Raw genomic sequence first — 19,586 nt, 5'->3', positions numbered from 1 at the left:
AAATTGGTTTCGGGACTGAGTTTCGGGACGGGATTTCTCGGCTGTGACTTTGGTCGCTGTGTGGCGGTTTTCTGGCGGTTCTTGGTGGCGGCTTGGTTGTGAGTCGCGGCGCTAAATGGCGGCTTTCTGGCAGCGCTATTTGGCGCGGTCGCGTTGGAGTTCTCGGTAGATCGTCGCGCGGGAGACGCGCAGCAGTTCGGCGAGCTCGCTCTGGGTGTGAGTGCCGGCGGCGTGGAGGGCGAGTAAGTGCTTGCGCTGGGCTGACGAGAGTTTCGGCTTCTTACCTTTCAGTCTGCCGTTGGCGCGGGCAACGGCCATTCCTTCGCGGGTTCGCATGCGGATGAGGTCGGCTTCGAATTCGGCGACCATGCCGAGGACGTTGAACAGGAGCCGGCCTACCGGGTCGGTGGGGTCGTAGATGCTGCCGCCGAGGCTGAGCGTGACGCCTTTGCGGGTGAGTTCTGCTGCGATGTCGCGTGCGTCCGGTAGGGAGCGGGCGAGCCGGTCGAGTTTGGTGACCACGAGGGTGTCACCGGAGCGCACCGCTGCCAGTGCCGCGCGCAGCCCGGGCCGCTCTCGGTTGGTGCCGGTCAGCCCGTGGTCGACGTGGATGTTCTCGACATCGACGCCGAGCGCCCTGAGCGCGTCGCGTTGCGCGGTGAGGTCTTGTTCGGCGGTGGAGACGCGGCCGTATCCGATCAGCATGAGAACAGTGTTGCAGTTAGCGTCCCATCAGCGGGCATTTCATCGGGCGGGTCTAACGGGCATTGACCTTCGCCCGCACTCCCGCGTGATGACGCGGTTCACACACGCAGGCCCCAGCAGTCGAGGACTGTGCGCTGGTCGACCGCCTATCGGACACGCGATTGCAACTCGTCCGCGTCGTTTGGCGACAGCTGATCATCTTCGTCGTCGCACTGTCGGCCGTGGTCGCCGGGTGGGAGGCGATCGACCGGTTCGTCCATCCGCGCCCGGTGGAGAACGCGTGGTGGCTGATCGCCGCCGGTCTGGTCGGCTTCGCCGGCAACGAGCTTGTCGCAATCTACCGAACCGCGTTGGCCGGAAGATCGGCTCCGCGGCGCTCGTCGCCGACGGTGTGCACGCGCGACTGGATGGCATCACCTCGCTGTCGGTTGTGCTCGGCGCAATCGGCGTCCTTCTCGGGTTTCCGATCGCCGACCCGATCATCGGCCTCCTCATTGCGATCTCGATCCTGATCCTGCTGGGGGGGACCGCGAAGTCCGTCGGGGCGCGCCTGATGGATGCTGTCGACCCGGGTCTGATCGACCGCGTCGAGCGCAGCTTGACGCACACGAAGGGCGTGACCGGTATCCGGAGCGTCAAGCTGCGCTGGGTCGGCCACCGGCTCCTCGGCTCGGCAGTCATCACGACGAACGCCGAAAACCTCCGCGACGCCACGCACGTGGCAGAGCACGCGACCGAACACGTCCGCGGCGAGCTGCGCAACCTCGACGAGTTCGTCGTCACCCCCATCGCCGCCGATCGCTGATCAAACCGTGCGCCTTGAGAGGCGGACTTCCGGCGGATACGCAAGGCCACGACGGGACCACTCACGGCTCCTGGTCAATAGAGTGCCGTCTTGAGCAGGATCACCAGAATGCCGAGTAGAGCGCTGATCAGCGCTGCGGTTATGCAGGCCCACCATGGTCGAGCGCGAAGCCAGAGGACGAGGTAGCCCAGCAGAGCAAGCATGACGACGGCGACCCAGAGTGCGATCGATATGCCGGTGTCGGTCGTCATCACACCGAAGGCCGCGAGCAGCAGGGGAATGGATGGGACGACGGCTGCCTCCAACATGCCGCTGGATTCCTTCAGCGCTTGTCTGATCGAATCTCTTATCCGGTCTCGGAGATGGTCGGCATGCCCGTGGGAACCGAGCGCAGTCGAATAGACGTGAGCGACCCAGAACACGACGACGCTGACGACGGCGAAGATGAGCACTTGCCATGCCGAGCTTGATTCCTTGAGACCGATCGAAGTCGCAGCGACGACGCTCGCATAGACGATCGTGCCGTAGATCGCAGCGGGGGTACCGATGTGCCCCAATAACGTACGGCGTGCGTCGTCGGTCGGCGCGTGCGAGGGTGGGCTCAGTGAGCCCCGACCGGTCATGGTTCACATCATCCGTTTGCCGGTCCGCGGTGGCAAGAGGAGCCGCTGCGCCGACGAAGTGCGACCGATGGGCTCTGAGAGGGGCCTCTCACAGTTGAACTGGGTACGCTGAGCCGAGCAAATGGAGGTAGAGGTGAGTAGAACGCTGCGCGTGGTGCACATCTTCCTACTCGTCCTTGTCGCCGCGGTGATCGCCGGCGTCGGCTTCGGCCACTCTTCCGATGCAGCACACGCAGCCGTGGGCACGTCTTGGTCACAGCCAGTGAGTGTCGGCGACACGGATTCCAATCACAGCGATTCCGAATTCTGCGCGGCGTTGTGCGCCACGGCGGGCGCTGCGACCCCGATTCATGATTCGTTGGTCGTGGTCGAAGTCCGATTCAGGACCGAGCGGCCGACGCCGGCTGCTGTGGCCATTCCGCAACGAGAGTCGCCCGCGCCGCCTTCACTGTTGGGACTGCTGGGCATACTTCGAATCTGATCACCGTCCGTTCCGGGATTTTGCACGCGCACGCCCTGCTCGGCGAGCCGTGTGTTCGACGGTTTGTGAAGGTGAAGATGGACGACTTTTGGACCAATGCTCTGTGGTCTCTGACACCAACGGTGTTGGTGGGACTCGTTTTCTGGTTCGTGCTGCGATCAATATTTCGCGCTGATCGGCGTGAACGTGAAGCGTACGCGCGCGAGGAGAAGCGGCAGCGCGCGCAACGCGTGTCGGCAGCCGGTTCCGCGCAGGCCGGTGAGCAGGATCCGTCGTGACCGGGGCAACGTCGACGCGATCCGCCCCAACGCGAGGTGCGATCGCTGCGCTTGCCGCTCTCGCCATTACAGCGTTGTCTGCTGCGCTGGTGCTGGCATTGCTCACCGTCCAGCCGGATGGGTCGATCTTCAATCCGGGGCCGGCGGTGACGTATGGGTTGCCGGCTGTGAAAGTGGTCGTCGATCTGGCGGCTGCGGCCACGATCGGTGTGCTCGTCGTTGCAGCTTTCTGCGTACCGGTCGGATTACGGTCGTGGAACCGGCTCCTGGACGCGGCGCCCTGGTGTTCCGCCTGCTGGCTGGTCGCCAGCTGCATTGCTGCGGTCATGACCTCGATCAGCTTGACGGGGCCGGTTGAGGCGAACATGCTCGGTCCTAGCCTTGCTCAGTTCTTCACACAGATCGCGGTCGGCCAAGGGTGGTTCGCCACAATCCTGATGACTGCGACGATCAGTGTTGTGGCGTTCGCGGCCCGTGGGCAGGCAGGCGTGGCCGCGGCTGCCATCTTGGCTTTCGCTGCGCTGGTTCCACTCGCGCTCCAGGGGCACGCCGCCGGGGCTGGAAATCACGTCACGGCGACGGTTGCGCTGTGGCTGCACGTCGCGGGAGCGGCGGTGTGGGTTGGTGGTCTGGCCGCGGTGGTCTATGTCGCGACCGTTGATGGGCGCACATTTGTTGCGTTGGTGCGTCGCTATTCAGCGATCGCACTGGCGGGGTTGTGCGCGGTGACCATTTCCGGGTTGGCAGGCGCACTCGTTCGTCTGAGCGATCCAGCACAGCTCCTGACCACGGACTACGGTCGGCTCCTGTCCGTGAAGGTGGTCGCCCTCCTCCTTCTGGTGGCGTTCGGATGGGCGCAACGAACCTACGTGATTCGACGGTTCGGTTCCATGGATGCGCCTGCGCTGCGGCGCCGGCTCGCCTTTGGCTCCCTCGCTCTCTGGGAGCTTGTGGTTATGGGCGTCGCGATGGGGACAGGAGCAACGCTCTCTCGGACAGAGACTCCGGGTGGTCAGATCCTGTTGGCGACGAAGGCTGAGCAGCTCACTGGTGACCGGTTACCGTTGGCACCGGGCATCGCCCGGCTCATGGACGCGTGGGTGTTCGACGCCGCAGCGGTGCTCGTTGTAGTCCTCGGCTTTGGGTCCTACCTCTACGGCGCGATCGCGGCACGTCGAAGCGGCAGCTGGCCCCGATCGCGGATGGTCGCCGCGATCGGGTGTGCCGTGGTCATCGTGTTCGCGTTCTGTTCGCTTCCCGGGGCTTATGCAACGTTCTCGTTTGCGGCGTACACGACTCTGCTTCTGCTCGGTGGTGTGCTTTCGGCAATTCTGGTTGTCGCAGCGCAGCCGATTCGCTTGCTTCAGACGGTCGTGAGACTTCGGGGGGACGGCAGCCTCGGTACGCGCGAATGGACGAGCTGGGTACTAGGAAGTCGAGCGATGGCAGTGCCGCTCCGGACGCCGTGGCTGTCGGCTTGTGCTCTGGTTGTGCTGCTCGGCACCGTGTTTCTATCGCCGTGGCTGGGTTGGGCGGTGCAGGACCCGGTGGGCCGGACCCTCACGACAGTCCTGGTGTTCGGGGTGACGACGCTGTTCGCTGCGTCACTGTTGCGCACGCTCGGCGAAGGACAGCGCCTGTTGGCGCAGGCGGTGGGGATCGCCATGGCGGTGGTCCTGGCAGTGGGCTTGCTCGCGGTCGTGGTCGCTTTCGTCCCCGGAGGTATCCTCCCTGCGTGGTACGGGGTGACCTTGCCCGCGTTGGGCGTGACTCCCGCGCTCGATCAGCTCATCGCGGCCGTGCTGCTCTGGGCGATCGCCGCCATTGCTGTGTTCGTGCTGCTGCTGGTTTTGGGTCAGCGGGTGGTCGAGGCTCGGCCGGAGTCTCCAAGACCGGAGCGAGCCTGAGATGGATGGGCCTGTGTACTTGCCGGAGGAGCCACCGGGCTTGGAGGCCTTCCTAACCTGGGCTCCGCAACCGGTGCCGCTTCTCCCAGTGGTAGGCGTCCTTCTCGCCCTCGCCTATGGGTGGGGCGTTTGGTTGCTAGCGTGCCGGCGTATTGCATGGCCGTGGTGGCGCACCACTCTCTTCGTGACCGGCTGCGGAGTTCTCGTCGCATTGACCGGTACGGGGCTGGAGGGCTACGGCTATCGGATGTTTTCGGTGTTCATGTTTCAGCAGCTCACCCTGATGATGACGATCCCGCCGCTGCTGATTTTGGGGGCGCCGGGCACGCTCCTACTGAAGGCGGCGCCGGCGAGGGGGCGTTGGCGCCTCGTTCGGCGATTGGCTCTCACCGGTCTGAGGTCCCGGCTTGCCCGTCTGCTGTTGCATCCGGGGTTCATGGTCCCGCTGTTCCTGATGGTGTTCTACGGGCTCTATTTCAGCGGCATCGCGTCGACATTGCTGGGATCCGTGGCCGGGCACCTCTCACTCGAGGTGGTGTTCTTGGCCGCGGGCGTCCTCTTCACTCTGCCGCTGATCTCTCCTGACCCATTGCCACATCGCCAATCGCATCTCGGTCGCCTGTTGGACATGTTCATCGAGATGCCCCTTCATGCGTTCTTCGGGGTGATCGCGATGATGGCGACCGTACCGCTGGTGGGCTTCTTCGCCCGGCCGCCGGCGGCGTGGAGCGTTGACGCTGTTGCTGATCAGCGCATCGCTGGCGCGTTGGCGTGGTCCTATGGTGAGCTGCCGTCGCTGATTATCGTGCTGATCCTGTTGTTCGCGTGGGCGTCCGACGACACCCGCCGAGCGGAGGCCGCCGACCGCCGGAAAGATGTGGAAGGCGACGCGGAGCTCGATGCGTACAACGCTTGGCTGTTGCGGCTGAATCGCCGCTGAGCAAGCTATTCCTTGCTGGCGCGTCGCCGGTTGAGTTCGGTGGCGAGCCAGAGTCCGCCGCCGGCGAGGATCAGCACGACGATGATGATCACGACCACCAGCGCGATCGGCGTCCCGGAGGACGAGTTCGCGGCCGTCGGGGGGCTGGTTGGTGAGGCGACAACGGAGGGGGTCGGCGTTGCCGATGACGTCGGCGTCACGGTCGCGGTGGCAGCGGCCGGGATGGGCCCGGCGTAGCTGAAGGTGTAGCTGCCGTCGATCGGATGCCCGTCGGCGGAGACCGTGCGCCAGGACACTGTGTAATCGCCTTGATCGGTCATCAGAACGGCACGGGACAGGGTCCGGTCCTGGATGCGGAGTTCGCCGGTGGTGACCTCGTGGCCGCCCGGACCGACGGCCTGGATGACGATGCCGCCCTGGAGGCCGCTCAGCGGTGCCTCGTTGAAGGTCAGCACGATCTGGTCCAGCTTTTCGGTGACGGTTTGGCCTTGGGCCGGATTGGATTCAGTGAGAGCATCGTGTGCTTCGGCAGGGGGCGCGGTCAGGCAGTTGGCGACCAGAGCGAGCGCGACGACTCCCAGGAGGGCAAGGACCCTCCACAGGAAACGGCTGGGCTCGGCGGCGGCGCTGGGGGCAGTCATCAATGGTCCCTGTGTTACTCGTGTGCGGAATGCTCGTGGCGGCTGTGCTGCGGGGGCTCGAACTGGAAGGTGGAGTGTTCGATACTGACCTCGAAGTGACTTGCAACGCAGTCCTGCAGCTTGTCCAGGAGCTCGGGCAGACGCCCGTTCTCGAAGGTATCGGGTTCCACGATGACGTGTGCGGTGAGGACCGGCAGCCCGGTGGCGATCTGCGTGGCGTGCAGGTCGTGGATGTCGACTACCTCCGGCAGCTCCAGGACGTGATTGCGCACGGAGTCGAGGTCGAGGCCGGGCGGTGTGGATTCCAGCAGCACGCTGGTCGTCTCCCGCAGCAACTTGAACGCACGCGGGAGGATCAGTACTCCGATGAACATTCCGGCCAGCGCGTCAGCGGCACCCCATCCGGTCAGTCCGATCAGGATCGCAGCGACGATGACCGCAACCGAACCGAGCGCGTCGTTCATCACCTCGAGGAAGGCGGCGCGGAGGTTGAAGTTCTCGCTTCGGCTGGAGGCCAGCACGGTCAGCGAGGCGATGTTGCCGACCAAGCCGATGATGCCGAAGACCAGCAGCTCGGTGGAGGGAATCTCCGGCGGCTCGAACAGCCGCCGAATGCCCTCGATCAAGACGAACACGCCGACCCCGAGGAGGACGGCGGCCTGCGCGGTCGCGGCGAGCACCTCAGCCCGCCGGTAGCCCCAAGTGCGCTTGTTCGTAGCCGGTTTGGTGCTCAGGTACGACGCCACCAACGCCATCGCCAGCCCGGCAGTATCGGTAAGCATGTGGCCGGCGTCGACGAGCAACGCCAGGGAGCCGGTGAGGACCGTGCCGACGACCTCGGCAATCAGGATGACGAAAGTGATGCCGAACGCGATCGAGAGGCGAACGCGATGGCGTTTGGCGGCCTCGCCGAAGAGTTCCATCGTGCTGCCATGGTCGTGGCCATCCATGCGACCTCCTTTCGCCATCACCCACTTTACGTCAATACATGCGAATATGTAAATTAGTTAATGTAGTTGAGAACCGTAATCAGAACCGTTCTCGGTACGATGAAGAATCGAGGAGCGAGTCGTGGACGAATTGACGTTGAACATCGAGAGCGCCGGCGAGCTGGCGGAGGTCTTCCATGGCCTGGCATCGCCGACGCGCTTGCGCGTGCTCGCCAGACTTCGGCAGAGTCCATCGAGCGTGACCGTCTTGGCGGAGGAGCTGGAGATCGGACAGGCGACGCTATCGAACCACCTGCGCATCCTCCGCCAGGCAAAGCTCGTCATCGGCGACCGCGACGGACGCTCCATCACCTACCGGCTGTTCGATGACCACGTCGTCGAGTTCTTCGACCAGGCACTGCTGCACCTCGGCCACGCCCAGCCGGGCGGCGACTAGTCGCCGAAGAGATCCCCCAGCCAGCCACCGCGGCGCTTGTTGCCGTAGCCGTTGTGGCCGGAGTTACCGTGGCCGGCGTTTCCGTGGCCGCTCTTGTTGTGATGTCCGGATCGATTCGGGTCCGACCATCCTTGCGGGTCAGCCGGGGCGGCGTATCCAGTCGATGGGCTCTGGGTCAGTGAGCGTTCGATGATCTTGTCGAGCTCGCCCCGATCCAGCCAAACGCCTCGGCAGGCGGGACAGTAGTCGATCTCGATTCCGGAGCGATCGGAGAGCAGGAGTGTCTCGCCGTCAACGGGACATTTCATGGTTCTTACCCTTCTGGTCGGTATGGTTGCCGGAGCGTAGGGGCCTCGTCTGAGAGTCGGCTGATCGCGGACGCGACTCGGATGCGGCAGTCAGGAGCCGTTTGCTACGCTTCCCACCAAAAGCTGGCTGTTATCGAACTGTGACCGTGGAGGTGAGGTGAACGCGCTGAGTGCAAGAGGAATCCGACGCTGGGTCGTCCTCGCCGTCGCAGCGCTCACCGTCGTGTTCGCTCTGCTGCTGGCGCACATGTTCGAAACGGCACACCCGGTCAACGAAACCGCCGGGCCCGCGGCATCCGCCATTGAGGGCAACGCCGCTCCGGCAGCAGCAAAAGCCGCCGCCGCCGCGCTCGCTTCATCAGAGAACGGCGTCCCACACGACCAGGTGCTGGTCCTGGGGTGCGTCCTCGGACTTGCTGCGGCCGCCTTAGCTCTAGCCCTGTTCGTGGGTTTGCTGCGACGAGACGTCCGCCTGACTCTTCTGCGCGTCGTGCGACGCCTGGGCGCGTCATTGCAGCTCGAGCGACCACTCGCGCCTTCTCTGGAATCTCTGGCCATAAGCCGGACCTGACGACACTTTCGCGCACCCACGGTGCCCTCGTCGTTCTTGTCCGTGCCCGCATAGGGCCGAGTCCGGAAACCCTAAATGCTCATCACCCGCCGCGCGCGGCCGGTTCGCCGCGCAACCTTCACCCCCGCCCCCGCTGAACCTCGATCACGTCGTGAGGCTCTCTCCGCTGAACGGAGCGTCCCAAGACGGCGACGCCGCAGCCGGCCGCGCTCCAAGGGTCGGCCTGCCCGCCGTTCCCTGCTACTTCCTCTGGCGGGGGCCGTCTTCGCCGTGACTTTGAGCGTGGCGACCTCGGTTCCAGCCGAAGCTGTACAACCTGACGGCGCCCTCGAAACGGTGGCCGACACCATCGTCGCGGGTGTGCCGCAGGCTATCGGGCAGACCGGCGGCGCAGCCGTTCCGGTGAATCGTGACGCACCCAGCGCGACCTCAGAAGCCGAACTCAAGGCTGCGGCGCGAACGGACCCCGCGGGCACTCTCGTGGGCAACACGCTTGGCCCGATCCAGTGGCCGTTCGCCGGCGATGTCCCGATCAGCGACGGCTATGGGTCGCGCTCCGCGCCCTGCTCCGGGTGCTCCAGCAACCACAAGGGCCTGGACATGACCCCCGGCGGCGGCACCAAGATCGCCGCGATCGCTGACGGCGTGGTCCGTTCCGCCGAAGAGTCCGATGTCGGGTTCGGCGTGAATGTGATCATCGACCACCGGGTCAATGGTGAGCGATTCGCAAGCCTCTACGCGCACATGCAGTTCGGGTCGTTGCAGGTCCGGGCCGGCGACCGCATCGCGGCTGGCCAGATCATCGGACGGGTCGGCACGACGGGCGCCAGCACCGGCAATCACCTCCACCTGGAGATCTGGGCGAACGGCGAGACACCGATCGACCCGTACTCCTGGCTCCGAGCACGAGCGAGATGAGTACCACCATGCCGAAACAGCCACGCCGGAAGCCACAGCCGACCCGCCGGCTTTCCGCGCGATTCTGGGCCAACACCATCGTCATCGCGCTCGCCTTCATCGTCGTGATCGTCATCGTGCTCGTCGGCCGGGCGCAATCGGCATCGAAACAGGACGCAGCGCCCGCCGTAGTGCGAGCCGACAGCCGAATCCTGCAGAAGGCGCCGACGGACAAGGTGACGGTGGTGGAATTCCTCGACTTCGAGTGCGAAGCCTGCGGCGCCGCCTACCCCGTGGTCGAGCAGCTGCGTGAGCAGTACAAGGACCGTGTCACATTCATCGCTCGCTACTTCCCCATCCCGAGTCACAAGAACGCGATGAACGCGGCGATGGCTGCCGAAGCAGCCGGCCGTCAAGGCAAGTTCACCGAGATGTACTCGAAGCTCTTCCAAACTCAGACGCAGTGGGCCGAACGACAGGATGACCAGTCGACTGTTCTGCGATCTGTGGCCGAGTCGCTCGGCCTGGACATGCGCCAGTACGACAAAGACATCGCCGACCCGACACTCCGGATCCGGGTGATGAAGGATCAAACCGACGGTGTCCAGCTGGGTGTGGCGGGTACACCAACGTTCTTCCTGAACGGCGAGAAGCTCACGCTGACCTCCACAGAGCAATTCGCCGCCGAGCTGGAGAAGGCGTGGCGGCGATGATGTTGGGCGACCGCCGGATCCGCCGCCAGATGCAACGGCTGTGGAGGACACCAGAAGCACACGAGACCATCCCGGCAGCCGTGTACCGGGAGCTGATCGAAGCAGCGACCGCGGCCTCCGTCCAGCTCCAGGTCCTCCTCCGCCGCAGGCCCGCAGACTCTGACGTGGAGCTCGAGGCACTCAGCGACGACATCGACACCCTCATTCGGATCATCAAGCGTCATCGACCAACCCGCTGAATCGAGAAGAATCATGTCCACTACTAACCGGCCCGTCCTCATCGCCGCTACAGCGGTCGCATTGGCGGCACCCCTGTTGCTCTCCGGCTGCTCGATCGGGGACACCGTATCCAAGCAAGCGCAGAACGCCGCCTGCCCCTTGGTCACCCCGATCACCGACAAGGTGGCATCCGACATCGATGCCGCCTTGAAGTCCGCGGTGCTCGACCCCGCGGCGGCCCTCGACCAGCTGAAGGCCGCCCGGACGATCCTGGCGCCGATCGCCGATCAACTGCCCGCGGGGAAGCAGCAGACTGCCGTGCAGAACGTGGTCGACACCATCGACAAACTCATCCCCGTCTTGAAAGCGGAATCCACCGGGTCGTCGACGGGCACCAGCTCGGACGTGCTCACCAAGAAGCTCTCCGAACAGATGAAGGCGCTGACCACCCTATGTTGACCGAACAAGCCGTAGAGACGGCGACCACTGGAGACGTCGACCGTCGACGCGTGGCGTTGCGTGCGCTGTCCGCAGGCCTTCTCGCGATTGCTGTAGACCAGGCAGTCAAGGGCATCGCCATCCTTTCACTCCCGTATGGCCAGCCCGTGCCGACGGTGATCCCCAGCCTGGATCTCAATCTGGTCCTGAACGCTGGAGCGGCGTTCGGGCTCGGCGCCCGAGTCGGCCCCCTGTTGGCGGCCGGAATCCTCATCGTCCTGACCGTCCTCACGGCCTGGATCATCCGACGAGTGATTCGTCGGGAGAACCCGACGGTGACAATACTGCTCGCGATCGCCGCCGGTGGCGGCTGGGGCAACATGGTCGACCGCGCGCTCCGAGGAGAGCACGGCGTCCTCAGCGGTGCCGTGGTCGACTACCTCTCCGTCAGCTGGTTCGCCATCTTTAACCTCGCCGACGTCTTCACTGTGGGCGGCATCGCGGCCGCGGTAGTTGCCGCAACTGTCCAAAACCGCCGCGCGCAGGGCGTCGCGGCGGCGACCGTTCACGACACGGTGACCGGCGCATGACCGGGACCCTCTCCGCACTCTCGACGGTGGCACTCTACGTCGCGATGGGCTTCTACACGGCGGCTTTCGTGGTCTTCTCCATCGACCTGGCCAGACGCGGAGCCGAAGCGACAACGACCGTCCCCAGCGCGGTCGCACGACGGATCGCGGCAACACAGCCACCGACGACCGTTGTCATCGGCGAGGAATCCAGCGAGCAGTCGACCAAATCGAAAGGAGCGCCGTCCCGCGCCGCCCGCGGCGTCACACGATGGGCATTCGGTCTGACGATCGCGGGCTTCGCCTTCCATCTCATCGCGACGGTGCTGCGCGGCGTCGCTGCGGCCCGAGTTCCCTGGGCAAACATGTGGGAGTTCTCGATGACCGGCACGTTGGTCATCGTTGGTGTCTTCCTGCTCGCCAACCTCAAGTGGGACATCAAGTACCTTGGCACGTTCATCGTCGGCCTGGTGCTTGTGCTGCAAGGCGTGGCACTGTTGCGGTACTACGTTCCTGTCGTTCCCCTGCAGCCGGCGCTCCAGTCCTACTGGTTGGTCATCCACATCATCGTCGCCGTCCTGGGGACCGCGTTCTTCGCCCTGGGATTCGCGCTATCCGGACTCCAACTGCTGCAGTACCGGCGTGAAGGCCAGGTCAAGGAGTTTCTTCCGCAGCAATTCCGGTTCCTGGCTACCCTGCCAGACTCGGTCGCGCTAGAGAACCTCGCCTATCGGATCAACATCGTCGGCTTCATCGCCTGGACGTTCACGCTCATCGCTGGAGCCATCTGGGCCTCCGCAGCCTGGGGTCGCTACTGGGGTTGGGACACGAAGGAGGTCTGGACGTTCATCATCTGGGTGATCTACGCCGGCTACATCCACGCCCGCGCCACGCGCGGCTGGCGTGGCTCTCGCTCCGCGTGGCTCGCGATCATCGGCTTCGCCGCCGTGCTGTTCAACTTCGGTATCGTCAATGTCTTCTTCAAGGGCCTGCACACCTACTCGGGACTGTAAGTCCAAGCCCCGGAGGGCAACAGTACAGCGATGCATTAATTCAGCATTCGCTGTACATTGGTGGAATGAGCATCGTCATGCCGGCGGCGACCATCACACACACCGCCGCTCTCGCCCGCTTCGGCCACGCGCTGTCCGACCCCACACGAGTGGGTATCCTGCTGGCCCTGCGGGAAGCACCCGCCTATCCATCTGACCTCGCGGACGCCCTGGACGTGAGCCGTCAGGTGATGTCGAATCAGCTGGCCTGTCTGCGCGGCTGCGGCCTGGTCGAGGCCATCCCGGATGGCCGACGCACCTGGTACCGACTTGCCGATGGGCACATCGCCCCTGCACTGGATGAGCTGCTTCGGGTGGTCCTCTACGTTGAACCCGGGTGCTGCGAGGGCGAGGAGTGCAACTGCACATGACGACGGCGACCGCACTCACAGACGCCCGCCGCGGCGTTCTGCGTCGACGAATCCGATGGATCGTATCGATCACAATCGGGTACAACCTCATCGAGGCCGTCGTCGCGATCACCGCCGGAAGCGCCGCATCCTCAGCCGCACTCGTCGGCTTCGGCTTGGACTCAACCATCGAGGTGCTCTCCGCTGTCGCGGTCGCCTGGCAATTCACTCGGAAAGATCCGGAGCGATGGGAGAAGGGCACGCTGCGCGTCATCGCGGTCGCGTTCTTCACGCTCGCGGCCTACGTAACCGTGAGCTCGCTGCTGGCCCTGGTCGGAGCTGTCAATGTAAAACACTCACCGTTTGGGATCATCCTCACCGCGGTCAGTGTCGTGATCATGCCCTTCCTTTCCCTCGCCGAGCGTCGCGCTGGGAAGGAAATCGGTTCTGCGACAGCGGTTGCCGACTCCAAACAGACATTGATCTGTACCTACCTGTCAGCAGCGGTGCTGATCGGGCTTGTTCTGAACAGCGCCTTCGGCTGGTGGTGGGCAGACCCGATCGCGGGCCTCGTCATCGCGGTTTTCGCACTGCGTGAAGGGCTGGAGGCTTGGAAAGGCGATGCCTGCGCGACATCTGTTGGAATGGTGCTAGAGGACGGGAGCGACCACGATCAGTAGGTGATGCGCAACGCTTCGCCCTCCTGGCTCAGCCGCGCGATACGCCCACGCAAATGGCACGCCTCATGAATGCACGCCAACAGGCCCTCCATCCACGCACGCCTCGACCGCATCTGCCCCGCACGGTCGGAGATGTCGTACCCGCCCGCTGAAGGATCCGCTTACGTACCAGCGATGCCGCCACGCAGCGATAACAGAACACCGCCACACAGCGACCAAAGTCACAGACGAGAGCGATCGCCTCAGCGTCCCAGAAACGATCGCTTTCGGTGTCAGCGCGGTCGGATTCAGGCTCTGCGCCAAGGCTGCCCTACTCTAGGAGCTTTCGCTTGCCCTGCTCGTACTCCGCATCAGTAAGAACTCCTTCGTCGTGAAGAGCGGCCAGCTGGCGGAGCTGTCGAGCAAATCGCGGCGGCATGTGGCGCACGGTTTGGCGGGCGGCCCATTGGTGACGCCGCCACGACGTCCGCATTCGAGAAGCGAGATACCCGCCAACGAGGCAGATTCCCACTACAGCCAGAAGGATCCCTCCGCACATCCACAGCCTCGCGTCTGCAGCGGCTGAAGCAGCGGCCGGGTCAAATTGAGAAGCACGGACCTCTGCAATGCCTGCGCGATCGGCCTGAATCAGAAAAATGATCGTTCCGGAGATCGCGGCAGCCGCCCCAACCATCCACAGCAGTGCACCGTGTGATCCGCGCTCGGTGTGGGCTTCACTCAGCTCGGATGTGAGAACTTTCGCGCTCATGCGTCGAGGGTAGTCCTGTGGGTGGCGAGGTGGCACGCCTCTGGGCGATTATCGAATGGCGTCGGCGGGGTCAATTCGCGCGGCGCGTACGGCGGGAAGGAAGGCCGCGAGAGCCCCACAGACGGCGCCGGCTACCGGCGCGATCGCGATCGTCTCCCAAGGCGCGATCGCGGTCCATCCGCGCGCGGCGGCGACTGCGACGGAAATTGCTAATCCGCCTGCGATTCCGGCAAGTGCGCCAGCGAGGCCGATAACGACGCCTTCCCAGAGAAAGATTGCCGCTACGCCGCGTTGTCCCAGTCCCACGGCCCGGGCTAGCGCAAGTTCTTGCGTGCGTGCTTGAACTGAGATGAACATCGCTGAGGCGCCGCTAAGTATGGCGAGGGCCAGAAGCGCGATCGCCAACGAGGCGAGTAACCCGTTGAGGTCGGTCTGCACTCCTACCCGCAAGTTCCGTAGCTCGGCAGCGGTCTCGACTGAGATATCTGCGGGGGATGCCGGGGAGAGAGCGAGCGGTATCGCGCTGGCTAAGGGTCCGGCAAAGCCAGGATCAGTTCGGACCACGATTTGTCGAGAACCGGCCGAAAAAGGCGGTAACGGTACGACAACACTCGTCAAGAGGTTCGGTTCCCGAGGCGCAGCAGTGATAGTGCCCACGACTGTATACGGTTCGCCGTTGACCCAGACCTCAGCTCCAATTCCGCCCCTGTCGGACAGGCCGAGCTGTGCGCCCGCGTCCGCACCAACGAGCGCCACGTGTTCCTTGGTCGATGAGAAGAGCCTGCTCAGGCTCTGGGGGGACGTTCCGATATCCAGCACCCCGAAGAGTCCACTATCAACGGCCACGGTGCTCCCTTGAAAGGGCGAGTTACCGCTGGCCGAAGTGAATGCGAACCGGCTTGTCCGTGCGGTGTTGGCGTCGAGGGGTGCCACCTGCCCGACCTCTCGGACATGTGGGAGCTCCCCGAGTCGGTCTAGCCAGGCGGCGGCCTCCTCGTCTGATGTACCCGCCGGTACGTTCACCCGAACCTCGTCCCGAGCTGCGGCCGTTAGCCGTCCGGCGATCTGCTGCGAGGCAGTCGCGCCGATGCCGGCCGCGCCGATGAGTCCCGCGAATGCGAGAGCGAAGGCCGCAATCAGAGCGACAGAACGCAGCGGTCGAGACGTCACGTTGTTGATCGCCCGAGTGAGGCGATCCGATGCCCGTCGTGACCGTGTGCCACGACGCTCCTTTGAGGGAGTCACTGCCAGCGACGGCCGTTCCTGTCCGTCAAGTTTCGAGCCAACAGAATTTTCTGCCCCCGTGATCTCTAGAACACCGTCAGCCATCCGGACCGTTCGGTCGGCGTAGGCGGCAATCCTCGGATCATGGGTGACGAGGATGACCGTTGCTCCCTGTCGATTGAGCTCGAGCAGGGCCTCCATCACTTGATCGCCGGTCTCGCTGTCCAGGTTTCCGGTGGGCTCGTCCGCGACGATGATCGAAGGATTCGTTGTAAGGGCCCGCGCGATGGCAAGTCTTTGACGTTCCCCACCGGAGAGTGACCGTGCCAGTGCAGCGGCCTTTTGATCAAGGCCCACGGCTTCTAACGCTCGCGAGACCTTTTCGGATTGCTCGCGGAGCGGTGCTCCTTGAATTGCGAGGGCCAGCGTCGCGTTTCGTTCGGTGCTTTCGTATGGGTTGGCGTAGGAGGACTGGAAGATAAATCCGTAGGTTGTGCTGCGCAGGTGATCGATCTGTGTTGCGCTCAGACCGCGAACGTCAATGTCGCCGAGGTGGTAGCTCCCCTCCCAGCGTGAGTCGAGCAATCCGATGATGTTGAGGAGTGTCGACTTTCCCGATCCGGATCGCCCCACGATCGCGAGGAATTCGCCCGGTTCGACGACCAAGGACGCCTCTCGGACAGCGAACCACTGCTGCGACTCTCCGTAACGGCGCTGGATATGGTTGAGCGTGAGCCGTGGCGGTGAAACGGTCATTGGGACACCAATATCTCGTCCCCGACTGCGAGGCCCTCAGCTTTGATGGCCGTCCACCCGTCCGCATTTCGTACCACGACGATTGGAGTGCGCGCAGGAGTATCCGATTTGCTGCGCTTGATCACGTAGTCACCGCCAGAGTCCGACCGGATGGCGATTGTAGGCACTGCCATGTCGGGTTTTGACTCGGTGCCGAAGAGGACTGCGACGGCGTCGCCTGCCGTCAGGTTTCCGCCGGCATCAAGGTTGATTTGGATGTCGCGGCCGGGTGGCCGTCCGCCGCTGGTGGGGCTCGACTGGAAGTCACTGATCTTGGCCACGGCGCCGGTGCCCTTTTTCCCGCCAGAGCCGGTGATTGTCACCTTGTCGTTCAGTTTGATTTGTTCGGCCTCGCTGACACTGGCTCGCACACTGACGTAGGGGGATCCCATTCCCAGCACAGCGAAGGGGTGATCGTTGTCCACGGAAGTGCCGGCCGGAGCGACAGAGACCAAGGAGAGGGCGCCGAGCGAGGTTGGAACGGTGTAGAACTCTGCGGTGGTGATCGTCGTGGAGTATCGACCACCAGGTGGCTCGACATTTGCGGCTGAGTAGGCGGAGCGCACTGCACTGAGGGTGGCGCTATCGACCTTCCCCGTTTGCGGGACTCCAAGCGCCTTTTGCAAGCTGGCGACGTCACTGCCAGTATCTCCAGCGACCAGGTTCCGGAAGAGCGGTATATCCACGCTGTACAGAAACACGGGTCTGTTCGAGACAGTACCAAGAAGCTGTCCGTTGGTAAGTGGGCCGGGGTTAGCCGAAACAGAAGTGACAACGATGCGCTCTGCGCCCGCCGGTGGGCCAACCGTCACCGGCTGTTCCTGTGTCCCCGAGACCTCGCCTTGGATGCGGATGTCGGCGGTCACGGTCCTGGATTCAACCGGGGCGTATACGGGCACATTCGTCCCGCGAGCGTCAAGCACAGCCGAGTCCGGCGAACGCACCCATATACCCAGAAGGAATGCCGCACCCGCGATAAGGACCGTGATTAAGACAAATGCGAGTGCGCGGAAGGGATGATCCAAACGACGCAGCCGCCGCGGCTCACCCGCCAACGGTCGTGACCAATTTCTGTGCTTGGGCGACCACCTTCTTGACCTTGTCGCGGTAGGCCGTCAATTCGCCCTCGTGATCATCGATGTACCCTGCCTGCTTGGTCGCTTCCCAGTCCGCCAGCGTCTGGACGGAATTGAGTGATTCTTTGCACCGTACGTCGATTGCAGCGACCTCGAGCTGCTCTTCTCCAGCGGAAGGGAATTGAGGCACCAGAACCCGGGCATCCTTGTTGGCCGCCAGGCCCCCGTCCTGTATGCAGCTGAGCCACTTCTCCCGGACCGACTTAAACTCGTCGCTGGCAAGAAGAGCCTCGAACGATTCATTCATCCCGCGATCTACCACCGACTGATCCGGCGACGTGTTTACCCCCATCACGGGTAGCTGCTTGGTTGATTTGAAGCACGCCCGATAGTCCTGCCACCAATCGGGACCGAGCGCATCCTCCTGGGCTTGAACATCTTTCGACTGACTCGACTCGGGTAGCTCGTACCCATTGGCCTCAGCGTCGGCCGGCGCCCATAACCCATACCGACGATCCGGTAGAGGCGCGAGCGCCGACCAATCCTGAGACGCGCGGGGGAAAGTCAGCCCCTTGTTGGCCATGCACTTTTCGATCGCAATCGAGTTCGCATGGTTGACCGTCTGAACCTCACCCCAACTCATCGCATATGACTCAAGCGGCAACAGAATCTGTGCCGTCGCCGGATTGAGCTGCGCGCGCACGTTGGCGTGCGCTTGCGACGGCCCGGACGAACACCCGGTCAATGCAACGACGAAGATGAGCGCTGCTGCTGAAGTCGTCGCTGTCAGCCGCCCACCCGCCATCAGTAGAAGTAGAGGGAGTCGAACGAGTCGTTACGCCAGTCAGGCCAATTGAAGAAGCCCGCGGCTCCTCCGGGCTGCTGGAACAATGAACCCGAGTAACCGGGGTCGCTGAACCAGCCGATATAGGCAGTTCGGTTGTTGGCGACGGAGGAGATGACGTCGTGGAACCCCGCAAGCGACGACTGGCTGCTGGTCCACGATCCGAAGGCTCCGGCATAGCTGGAGTCAGTCCAGGCGCACGCGCGGTTACTGCCGCACTGAGTGATGGATGCCTGTGCCGGTGCGCTGAATCCAATGACAGAAGCAGCGACAAGAGCTGCAGCACCTGCAACCCCAATGATTGAACGCTTTTTCACGATATCTCCCCAATCCTCAGTGAACGTGAAGCTGAGCCGGAGTCTAGAACGCCCTGTCTAGGGGACGCAAGTACCAAGCGCGAGAGCTCCACGAGCATCCGAGAACATCAAAGCTGGTGCCATCTCGGGCGGCACCAGCCTGGTCGTCGGGCACCGCTATGGCCCGCCGGGTCGCTTGCGCTAACGATCGTTTCTGAACCTGCCCCCTGTCCCAATGTCGGGACGATGGTGTAGTGTCCCAAGCATGGGACAGCAAGACGGCGGATACCTCGATTGGCTCAGATGGCATGACTCGCTCACCACTGAGGAGCGGATCGCCCGCGGGCCTTTTCAGTCCGCGTTCGCAGTAGGCCGTGGCGAGCACGGTAAAGGCGCAATCGACCGCGCGCGCCGGCAGGCGTCCATCGCATCCCACGTGCTCGACCAGGTGGAGGAGCAAGCGGTGTTCGCCCTCCTCGTCGACGGCCACAGCGTCCGCGACGTCGCCGCGAGCACCGGGCTCAGCAAGAGCGAGGTGGGACGCATCGCCAAGCGTTTTGAACGGGACGGTGACACCTTGGTGTCGCACGCGACGTTAGCGCCCCTGGGAGCCGCAGACGATGTGCGCGACGGCATCCGCGCCGCGTGGGGTCACCGCTGATGCGGGGGTACACAGCGGTCCCGGACCCGTGGCCCATGCCCACCCTGCCGCAGTGGGCGGCCAACATCGTGGACAACGCCGTGCTGTTCATCGTCGGCGTGGTGATCGTCGCCGGCATCGGTGTCGTTGTGTGGATGGTCCTGAGCGATCGCGCTGAGCGTCGGCGCCCAGATGGAGGGCTGCATGCGTTTCGACCGTTCCACGCTGGGCGACGAGCTGCCCGGCAGGGTGCACCGGTGGTCGCTCCGGCAGAGCTGAGCGACCAGGACGCACCCGCCTGGGTGGCCGGCTACCATGTCGGCCGCATGGAACCGGTCGCGTCCCGGAAGTAGGCCGCCCGGTAATGCGGGAGGGCTCGTCAGCTCTGGGTATGAGAGTG

27 protein-coding genes are annotated in these 19,586 nt (G+C 64.1%); 17 read left to right on the top strand and 10 right to left on the bottom strand.

The window, feature by feature from the left end; all coding sequences use genetic code 11:
* Nucleotides 1–135: 135 nt before the first annotated feature.
* Complete coding sequence (locus tag JNB50_RS22730; protein ID WP_021762757.1) at nucleotides 136–705, bottom strand: recombinase family protein; 570 nt, start codon at nucleotides 703–705, stop codon at nucleotides 136–138.
* A gap of 232 nt (nucleotides 706–937) precedes the next feature.
* Here JNB50_RS22730 and JNB50_RS22725 point away from each other — a divergent pair, with 232 nt between their 5' ends.
* Entirely contained in the window at nucleotides 938–1,510 is a 573-nt protein-coding gene (locus JNB50_RS22725; protein WP_307794845.1) for a cation transporter, read from the top strand.
* A gap of 74 nt (nucleotides 1,511–1,584) precedes the next feature.
* Here the strand turns inward: JNB50_RS22725 and JNB50_RS22720 are convergent, their stop codons facing one another.
* Complete coding sequence (locus tag JNB50_RS22720) at nucleotides 1,585–2,133, bottom strand: hypothetical protein (protein WP_039922000.1); 549 nt, start codon at nucleotides 2,131–2,133, stop codon at nucleotides 1,585–1,587.
* Nucleotides 2,134–2,266: 133 nt separating this feature from the next.
* On the opposite strand from JNB50_RS22720, the gene JNB50_RS22715 reads away from it, so the two are divergent.
* The 4 genes from JNB50_RS22715 to JNB50_RS22700 all read left to right on the top strand — a co-directional run bounded on the left by JNB50_RS22715 (nucleotide 2,267) and on the right by JNB50_RS22700 (nucleotide 5,739).
* Nucleotides 2,267–2,614 (top strand): hypothetical protein, encoded by a 348-nt coding sequence (locus JNB50_RS22715; RefSeq protein ID WP_185279203.1) that lies wholly within the window; start codon nucleotides 2,267–2,269, stop codon nucleotides 2,612–2,614.
* A gap of 77 nt (nucleotides 2,615–2,691) precedes the next feature.
* Nucleotides 2,692–2,892: a hypothetical protein gene (locus JNB50_RS22710; protein ID WP_081703938.1), complete on the top strand. Its 201-nt coding sequence runs from the start codon at nucleotides 2,692–2,694 to the stop codon at nucleotides 2,890–2,892.
* A complete protein-coding gene (locus JNB50_RS22705) occupies nucleotides 2,889–4,799 on the top strand; it encodes a cytochrome c oxidase assembly protein (protein ID WP_081703939.1) in 1,911 nt (636 codons plus the stop codon). The genes JNB50_RS22710 and JNB50_RS22705 overlap by 4 nt, the downstream gene beginning before the upstream one ends.
* Nucleotide 4,800: 1 nt before the next feature.
* A complete protein-coding gene (locus tag JNB50_RS22700) occupies nucleotides 4,801–5,739 on the top strand; it encodes a cytochrome c oxidase assembly protein (RefSeq protein ID WP_115698372.1) in 939 nt (312 codons plus the stop codon).
* Nucleotides 5,740–5,744: 5 nt separating this feature from the next.
* On the opposite strand, the gene JNB50_RS22695 is transcribed toward JNB50_RS22700, so the two are convergent.
* Together JNB50_RS22695 and JNB50_RS22690 are read right to left on the bottom strand one after the other, a co-directional pair.
* Nucleotides 5,745–6,380: a copper resistance protein CopC gene (locus JNB50_RS22695; protein ID WP_021762764.1), complete on the bottom strand. Its 636-nt coding sequence runs from the start codon at nucleotides 6,378–6,380 to the stop codon at nucleotides 5,745–5,747.
* 14 nt (nucleotides 6,381–6,394) lie between these two features.
* The gene (locus tag JNB50_RS22690) at nucleotides 6,395–7,330 is read right to left on the bottom strand and encodes a cation diffusion facilitator family transporter (RefSeq protein WP_021762765.1); all 936 of its coding nucleotides are present in this window, start codon (nucleotides 7,328–7,330) and stop codon (nucleotides 6,395–6,397) included.
* A gap of 121 nt (nucleotides 7,331–7,451) precedes the next feature.
* Here JNB50_RS22690 and JNB50_RS22685 point away from each other — a divergent pair, with 121 nt between their 5' ends.
* The gene (locus JNB50_RS22685; protein WP_021762766.1) at nucleotides 7,452–7,766 is read left to right on the top strand and encodes a helix-turn-helix transcriptional regulator; all 315 of its coding nucleotides are present in this window, start codon (nucleotides 7,452–7,454) and stop codon (nucleotides 7,764–7,766) included.
* Here JNB50_RS22685 and JNB50_RS22680 read toward each other — a convergent pair.
* Nucleotides 7,763–8,074, bottom strand: a complete 312-nt coding sequence (locus tag JNB50_RS22680) for a zf-TFIIB domain-containing protein (protein ID WP_081703940.1) — start codon at nucleotides 8,072–8,074, stop codon at nucleotides 7,763–7,765. The two genes, JNB50_RS22685 and JNB50_RS22680, sit on opposite strands and share 4 nt — an antisense overlap.
* 157 nt (nucleotides 8,075–8,231) lie before the next feature.
* Between JNB50_RS22680 and JNB50_RS22675 the strand changes: the two genes are divergently transcribed.
* The 9 genes from JNB50_RS22675 (at nucleotide 8,232) to JNB50_RS22635 (ending at nucleotide 13,563) form a co-directional block, all read left to right on the top strand.
* Nucleotides 8,232–8,645: a hypothetical protein gene (locus tag JNB50_RS22675; RefSeq protein ID WP_021762769.1), complete on the top strand. Its 414-nt coding sequence runs from the start codon at nucleotides 8,232–8,234 to the stop codon at nucleotides 8,643–8,645.
* Nucleotides 8,646–8,981: 336 nt separating this feature from the next.
* The gene (locus JNB50_RS25660; protein ID WP_051336951.1) at nucleotides 8,982–9,563 is read left to right on the top strand and encodes a M23 family metallopeptidase; all 582 of its coding nucleotides are present in this window, start codon (nucleotides 8,982–8,984) and stop codon (nucleotides 9,561–9,563) included.
* A 104-nt stretch (nucleotides 9,564–9,667) separates the two neighbouring features.
* On the top strand, nucleotides 9,668–10,255 hold the full coding sequence (locus JNB50_RS22665) for a thioredoxin domain-containing protein (RefSeq protein ID WP_307794844.1): 588 nt from the start codon (nucleotides 9,668–9,670) through the stop codon (nucleotides 10,253–10,255).
* Nucleotides 10,252–10,494: a hypothetical protein gene (locus JNB50_RS22660; protein WP_155829005.1), complete on the top strand. Its 243-nt coding sequence runs from the start codon at nucleotides 10,252–10,254 to the stop codon at nucleotides 10,492–10,494. The genes JNB50_RS22665 and JNB50_RS22660 overlap by 4 nt, the downstream gene beginning before the upstream one ends.
* A gap of 13 nt (nucleotides 10,495–10,507) precedes the next feature.
* The gene (locus JNB50_RS22655; RefSeq protein WP_021762773.1) at nucleotides 10,508–10,933 is read left to right on the top strand and encodes a hypothetical protein; all 426 of its coding nucleotides are present in this window, start codon (nucleotides 10,508–10,510) and stop codon (nucleotides 10,931–10,933) included.
* Entirely contained in the window at nucleotides 10,927–11,502 is a 576-nt protein-coding gene (locus JNB50_RS22650; protein ID WP_021762774.1) for a signal peptidase II, read from the top strand. Before JNB50_RS22655 ends, JNB50_RS22650 begins: the two co-directional genes overlap by 7 nt.
* Complete coding sequence (gene ccsB / locus JNB50_RS22645) at nucleotides 11,499–12,494, top strand: c-type cytochrome biogenesis protein CcsB (protein WP_115698371.1); 996 nt, start codon at nucleotides 11,499–11,501, stop codon at nucleotides 12,492–12,494. The genes JNB50_RS22650 and ccsB overlap by 4 nt, the downstream gene beginning before the upstream one ends.
* Nucleotides 12,495–12,559: 65 nt before the next feature.
* Nucleotides 12,560–12,904 (top strand): helix-turn-helix transcriptional regulator, encoded by a 345-nt coding sequence (locus JNB50_RS22640; RefSeq protein ID WP_021762831.1) that lies wholly within the window; start codon nucleotides 12,560–12,562, stop codon nucleotides 12,902–12,904.
* Complete coding sequence (locus JNB50_RS22635; protein WP_021762832.1) at nucleotides 12,901–13,563, top strand: cation transporter; 663 nt, start codon at nucleotides 12,901–12,903, stop codon at nucleotides 13,561–13,563. The genes JNB50_RS22640 and JNB50_RS22635 overlap by 4 nt, the downstream gene beginning before the upstream one ends.
* Before the next feature lie 310 nt (nucleotides 13,564–13,873).
* Here JNB50_RS22635 and JNB50_RS22630 read toward each other — a convergent pair whose 3' ends face one another.
* From JNB50_RS22630 to JNB50_RS25290, 5 genes are all read right to left on the bottom strand, one after another.
* Nucleotides 13,874–14,311, bottom strand: coding sequence for an SHOCT domain-containing protein (locus tag JNB50_RS22630; RefSeq protein ID WP_081703946.1), 438 nt, complete (start codon nucleotides 14,309–14,311; stop codon nucleotides 13,874–13,876).
* A 48-nt stretch (nucleotides 14,312–14,359) separates the two neighbouring features.
* Complete coding sequence (locus tag JNB50_RS22625) at nucleotides 14,360–16,291, bottom strand: ATP-binding cassette domain-containing protein (protein WP_115698370.1); 1,932 nt, start codon at nucleotides 16,289–16,291, stop codon at nucleotides 14,360–14,362.
* Nucleotides 16,288–17,196, bottom strand: coding sequence for a hypothetical protein (locus tag JNB50_RS22620; protein ID WP_147295979.1), 909 nt, complete (start codon nucleotides 17,194–17,196; stop codon nucleotides 16,288–16,290). The genes JNB50_RS22625 and JNB50_RS22620 overlap by 4 nt, the downstream gene beginning before the upstream one ends.
* Before the next feature lie 178 nt (nucleotides 17,197–17,374).
* The gene (locus tag JNB50_RS22615) at nucleotides 17,375–18,211 is read right to left on the bottom strand and encodes a hypothetical protein (RefSeq protein ID WP_147295978.1); all 837 of its coding nucleotides are present in this window, start codon (nucleotides 18,209–18,211) and stop codon (nucleotides 17,375–17,377) included.
* Complete coding sequence (locus JNB50_RS25290; RefSeq protein ID WP_021756243.1) at nucleotides 18,211–18,567, bottom strand: peptidase inhibitor family I36 protein; 357 nt, start codon at nucleotides 18,565–18,567, stop codon at nucleotides 18,211–18,213. The genes JNB50_RS22615 and JNB50_RS25290 overlap by 1 nt, the downstream gene beginning before the upstream one ends.
* Before the next feature lie 244 nt (nucleotides 18,568–18,811).
* On the opposite strand from JNB50_RS25290, the gene JNB50_RS22605 reads away from it, so the two are divergent.
* Together JNB50_RS22605 and JNB50_RS22600 are read left to right on the top strand one after the other, a co-directional pair.
* The gene (locus tag JNB50_RS22605) at nucleotides 18,812–19,207 is read left to right on the top strand and encodes a hypothetical protein (protein ID WP_021756244.1); all 396 of its coding nucleotides are present in this window, start codon (nucleotides 18,812–18,814) and stop codon (nucleotides 19,205–19,207) included.
* A 35-nt stretch (nucleotides 19,208–19,242) separates the two neighbouring features.
* Complete coding sequence (locus JNB50_RS22600) at nucleotides 19,243–19,539, top strand: hypothetical protein (RefSeq protein ID WP_039920821.1); 297 nt, start codon at nucleotides 19,243–19,245, stop codon at nucleotides 19,537–19,539.
* The last annotated feature ends 47 nt before the right edge of the window (nucleotides 19,540–19,586 follow it).

The organism is Leifsonia sp. TF02-11, assembly GCF_017565305.1.
GTDB lineage: Bacteria > Actinomycetota > Actinomycetes > Actinomycetales > Microbacteriaceae > Leifsonia.
This window is presented reverse-complemented; position numbering and strand designations above follow the sequence as displayed.

Coding starts and splice junctions, on each gene's coding strand:
- JNB50_RS22700 (WP_115698372.1), top strand. CDS start 4,801: ATGGATGGGCCTGTGTACTTGCCGGAGGAGCCACCGGGCTTGGAGGCC.
- JNB50_RS22615 (WP_147295978.1), bottom strand. CDS start 18,211: ATGGCGGGTGGGCGGCTGACAGCGACGACTTCAGCAGCAGCGCTCATC.
- JNB50_RS22650 (WP_021762774.1), top strand. CDS start 10,927: ATGTTGACCGAACAAGCCGTAGAGACGGCGACCACTGGAGACGTCGAC.
- JNB50_RS22660 (WP_155829005.1), top strand. CDS start 10,252: ATGATGTTGGGCGACCGCCGGATCCGCCGCCAGATGCAACGGCTGTGG.
- JNB50_RS22720 (WP_039922000.1), bottom strand. CDS start 2,133: ATGACCGGTCGGGGCTCACTGAGCCCACCCTCGCACGCGCCGACCGAC.
- JNB50_RS22635 (WP_021762832.1), top strand. CDS start 12,901: ATGACGACGGCGACCGCACTCACAGACGCCCGCCGCGGCGTTCTGCGT.
- JNB50_RS22600 (WP_039920821.1), top strand. CDS start 19,243: ATGCCCACCCTGCCGCAGTGGGCGGCCAACATCGTGGACAACGCCGTG.
- JNB50_RS22640 (WP_021762831.1), top strand. CDS start 12,560: ATGAGCATCGTCATGCCGGCGGCGACCATCACACACACCGCCGCTCTC.
- JNB50_RS22655 (WP_021762773.1), top strand. CDS start 10,508: ATGTCCACTACTAACCGGCCCGTCCTCATCGCCGCTACAGCGGTCGCA.
- ccsB (WP_115698371.1), top strand. CDS start 11,499: ATGACCGGGACCCTCTCCGCACTCTCGACGGTGGCACTCTACGTCGCG.
- JNB50_RS22695 (WP_021762764.1), bottom strand. CDS start 6,380: ATGACTGCCCCCAGCGCCGCCGCCGAGCCCAGCCGTTTCCTGTGGAGG.
- JNB50_RS22690 (WP_021762765.1), bottom strand. CDS start 7,330: ATGGATGGCCACGACCATGGCAGCACGATGGAACTCTTCGGCGAGGCC.
- JNB50_RS22605 (WP_021756244.1), top strand. CDS start 18,812: ATGGGACAGCAAGACGGCGGATACCTCGATTGGCTCAGATGGCATGAC.
- JNB50_RS22630 (WP_081703946.1), bottom strand. CDS start 14,311: ATGAGCGCGAAAGTTCTCACATCCGAGCTGAGTGAAGCCCACACCGAG.
- JNB50_RS22710 (WP_081703938.1), top strand. CDS start 2,692: ATGGACGACTTTTGGACCAATGCTCTGTGGTCTCTGACACCAACGGTG.
- JNB50_RS22680 (WP_081703940.1), bottom strand. CDS start 8,074: ATGAAATGTCCCGTTGACGGCGAGACACTCCTGCTCTCCGATCGCTCC.
- JNB50_RS22730 (WP_021762757.1), bottom strand. CDS start 705: ATGCTGATCGGATACGGCCGCGTCTCCACCGCCGAACAAGACCTCACC.
- JNB50_RS22625 (WP_115698370.1), bottom strand. CDS start 16,291: ATGACCGTTTCACCGCCACGGCTCACGCTCAACCATATCCAGCGCCGT.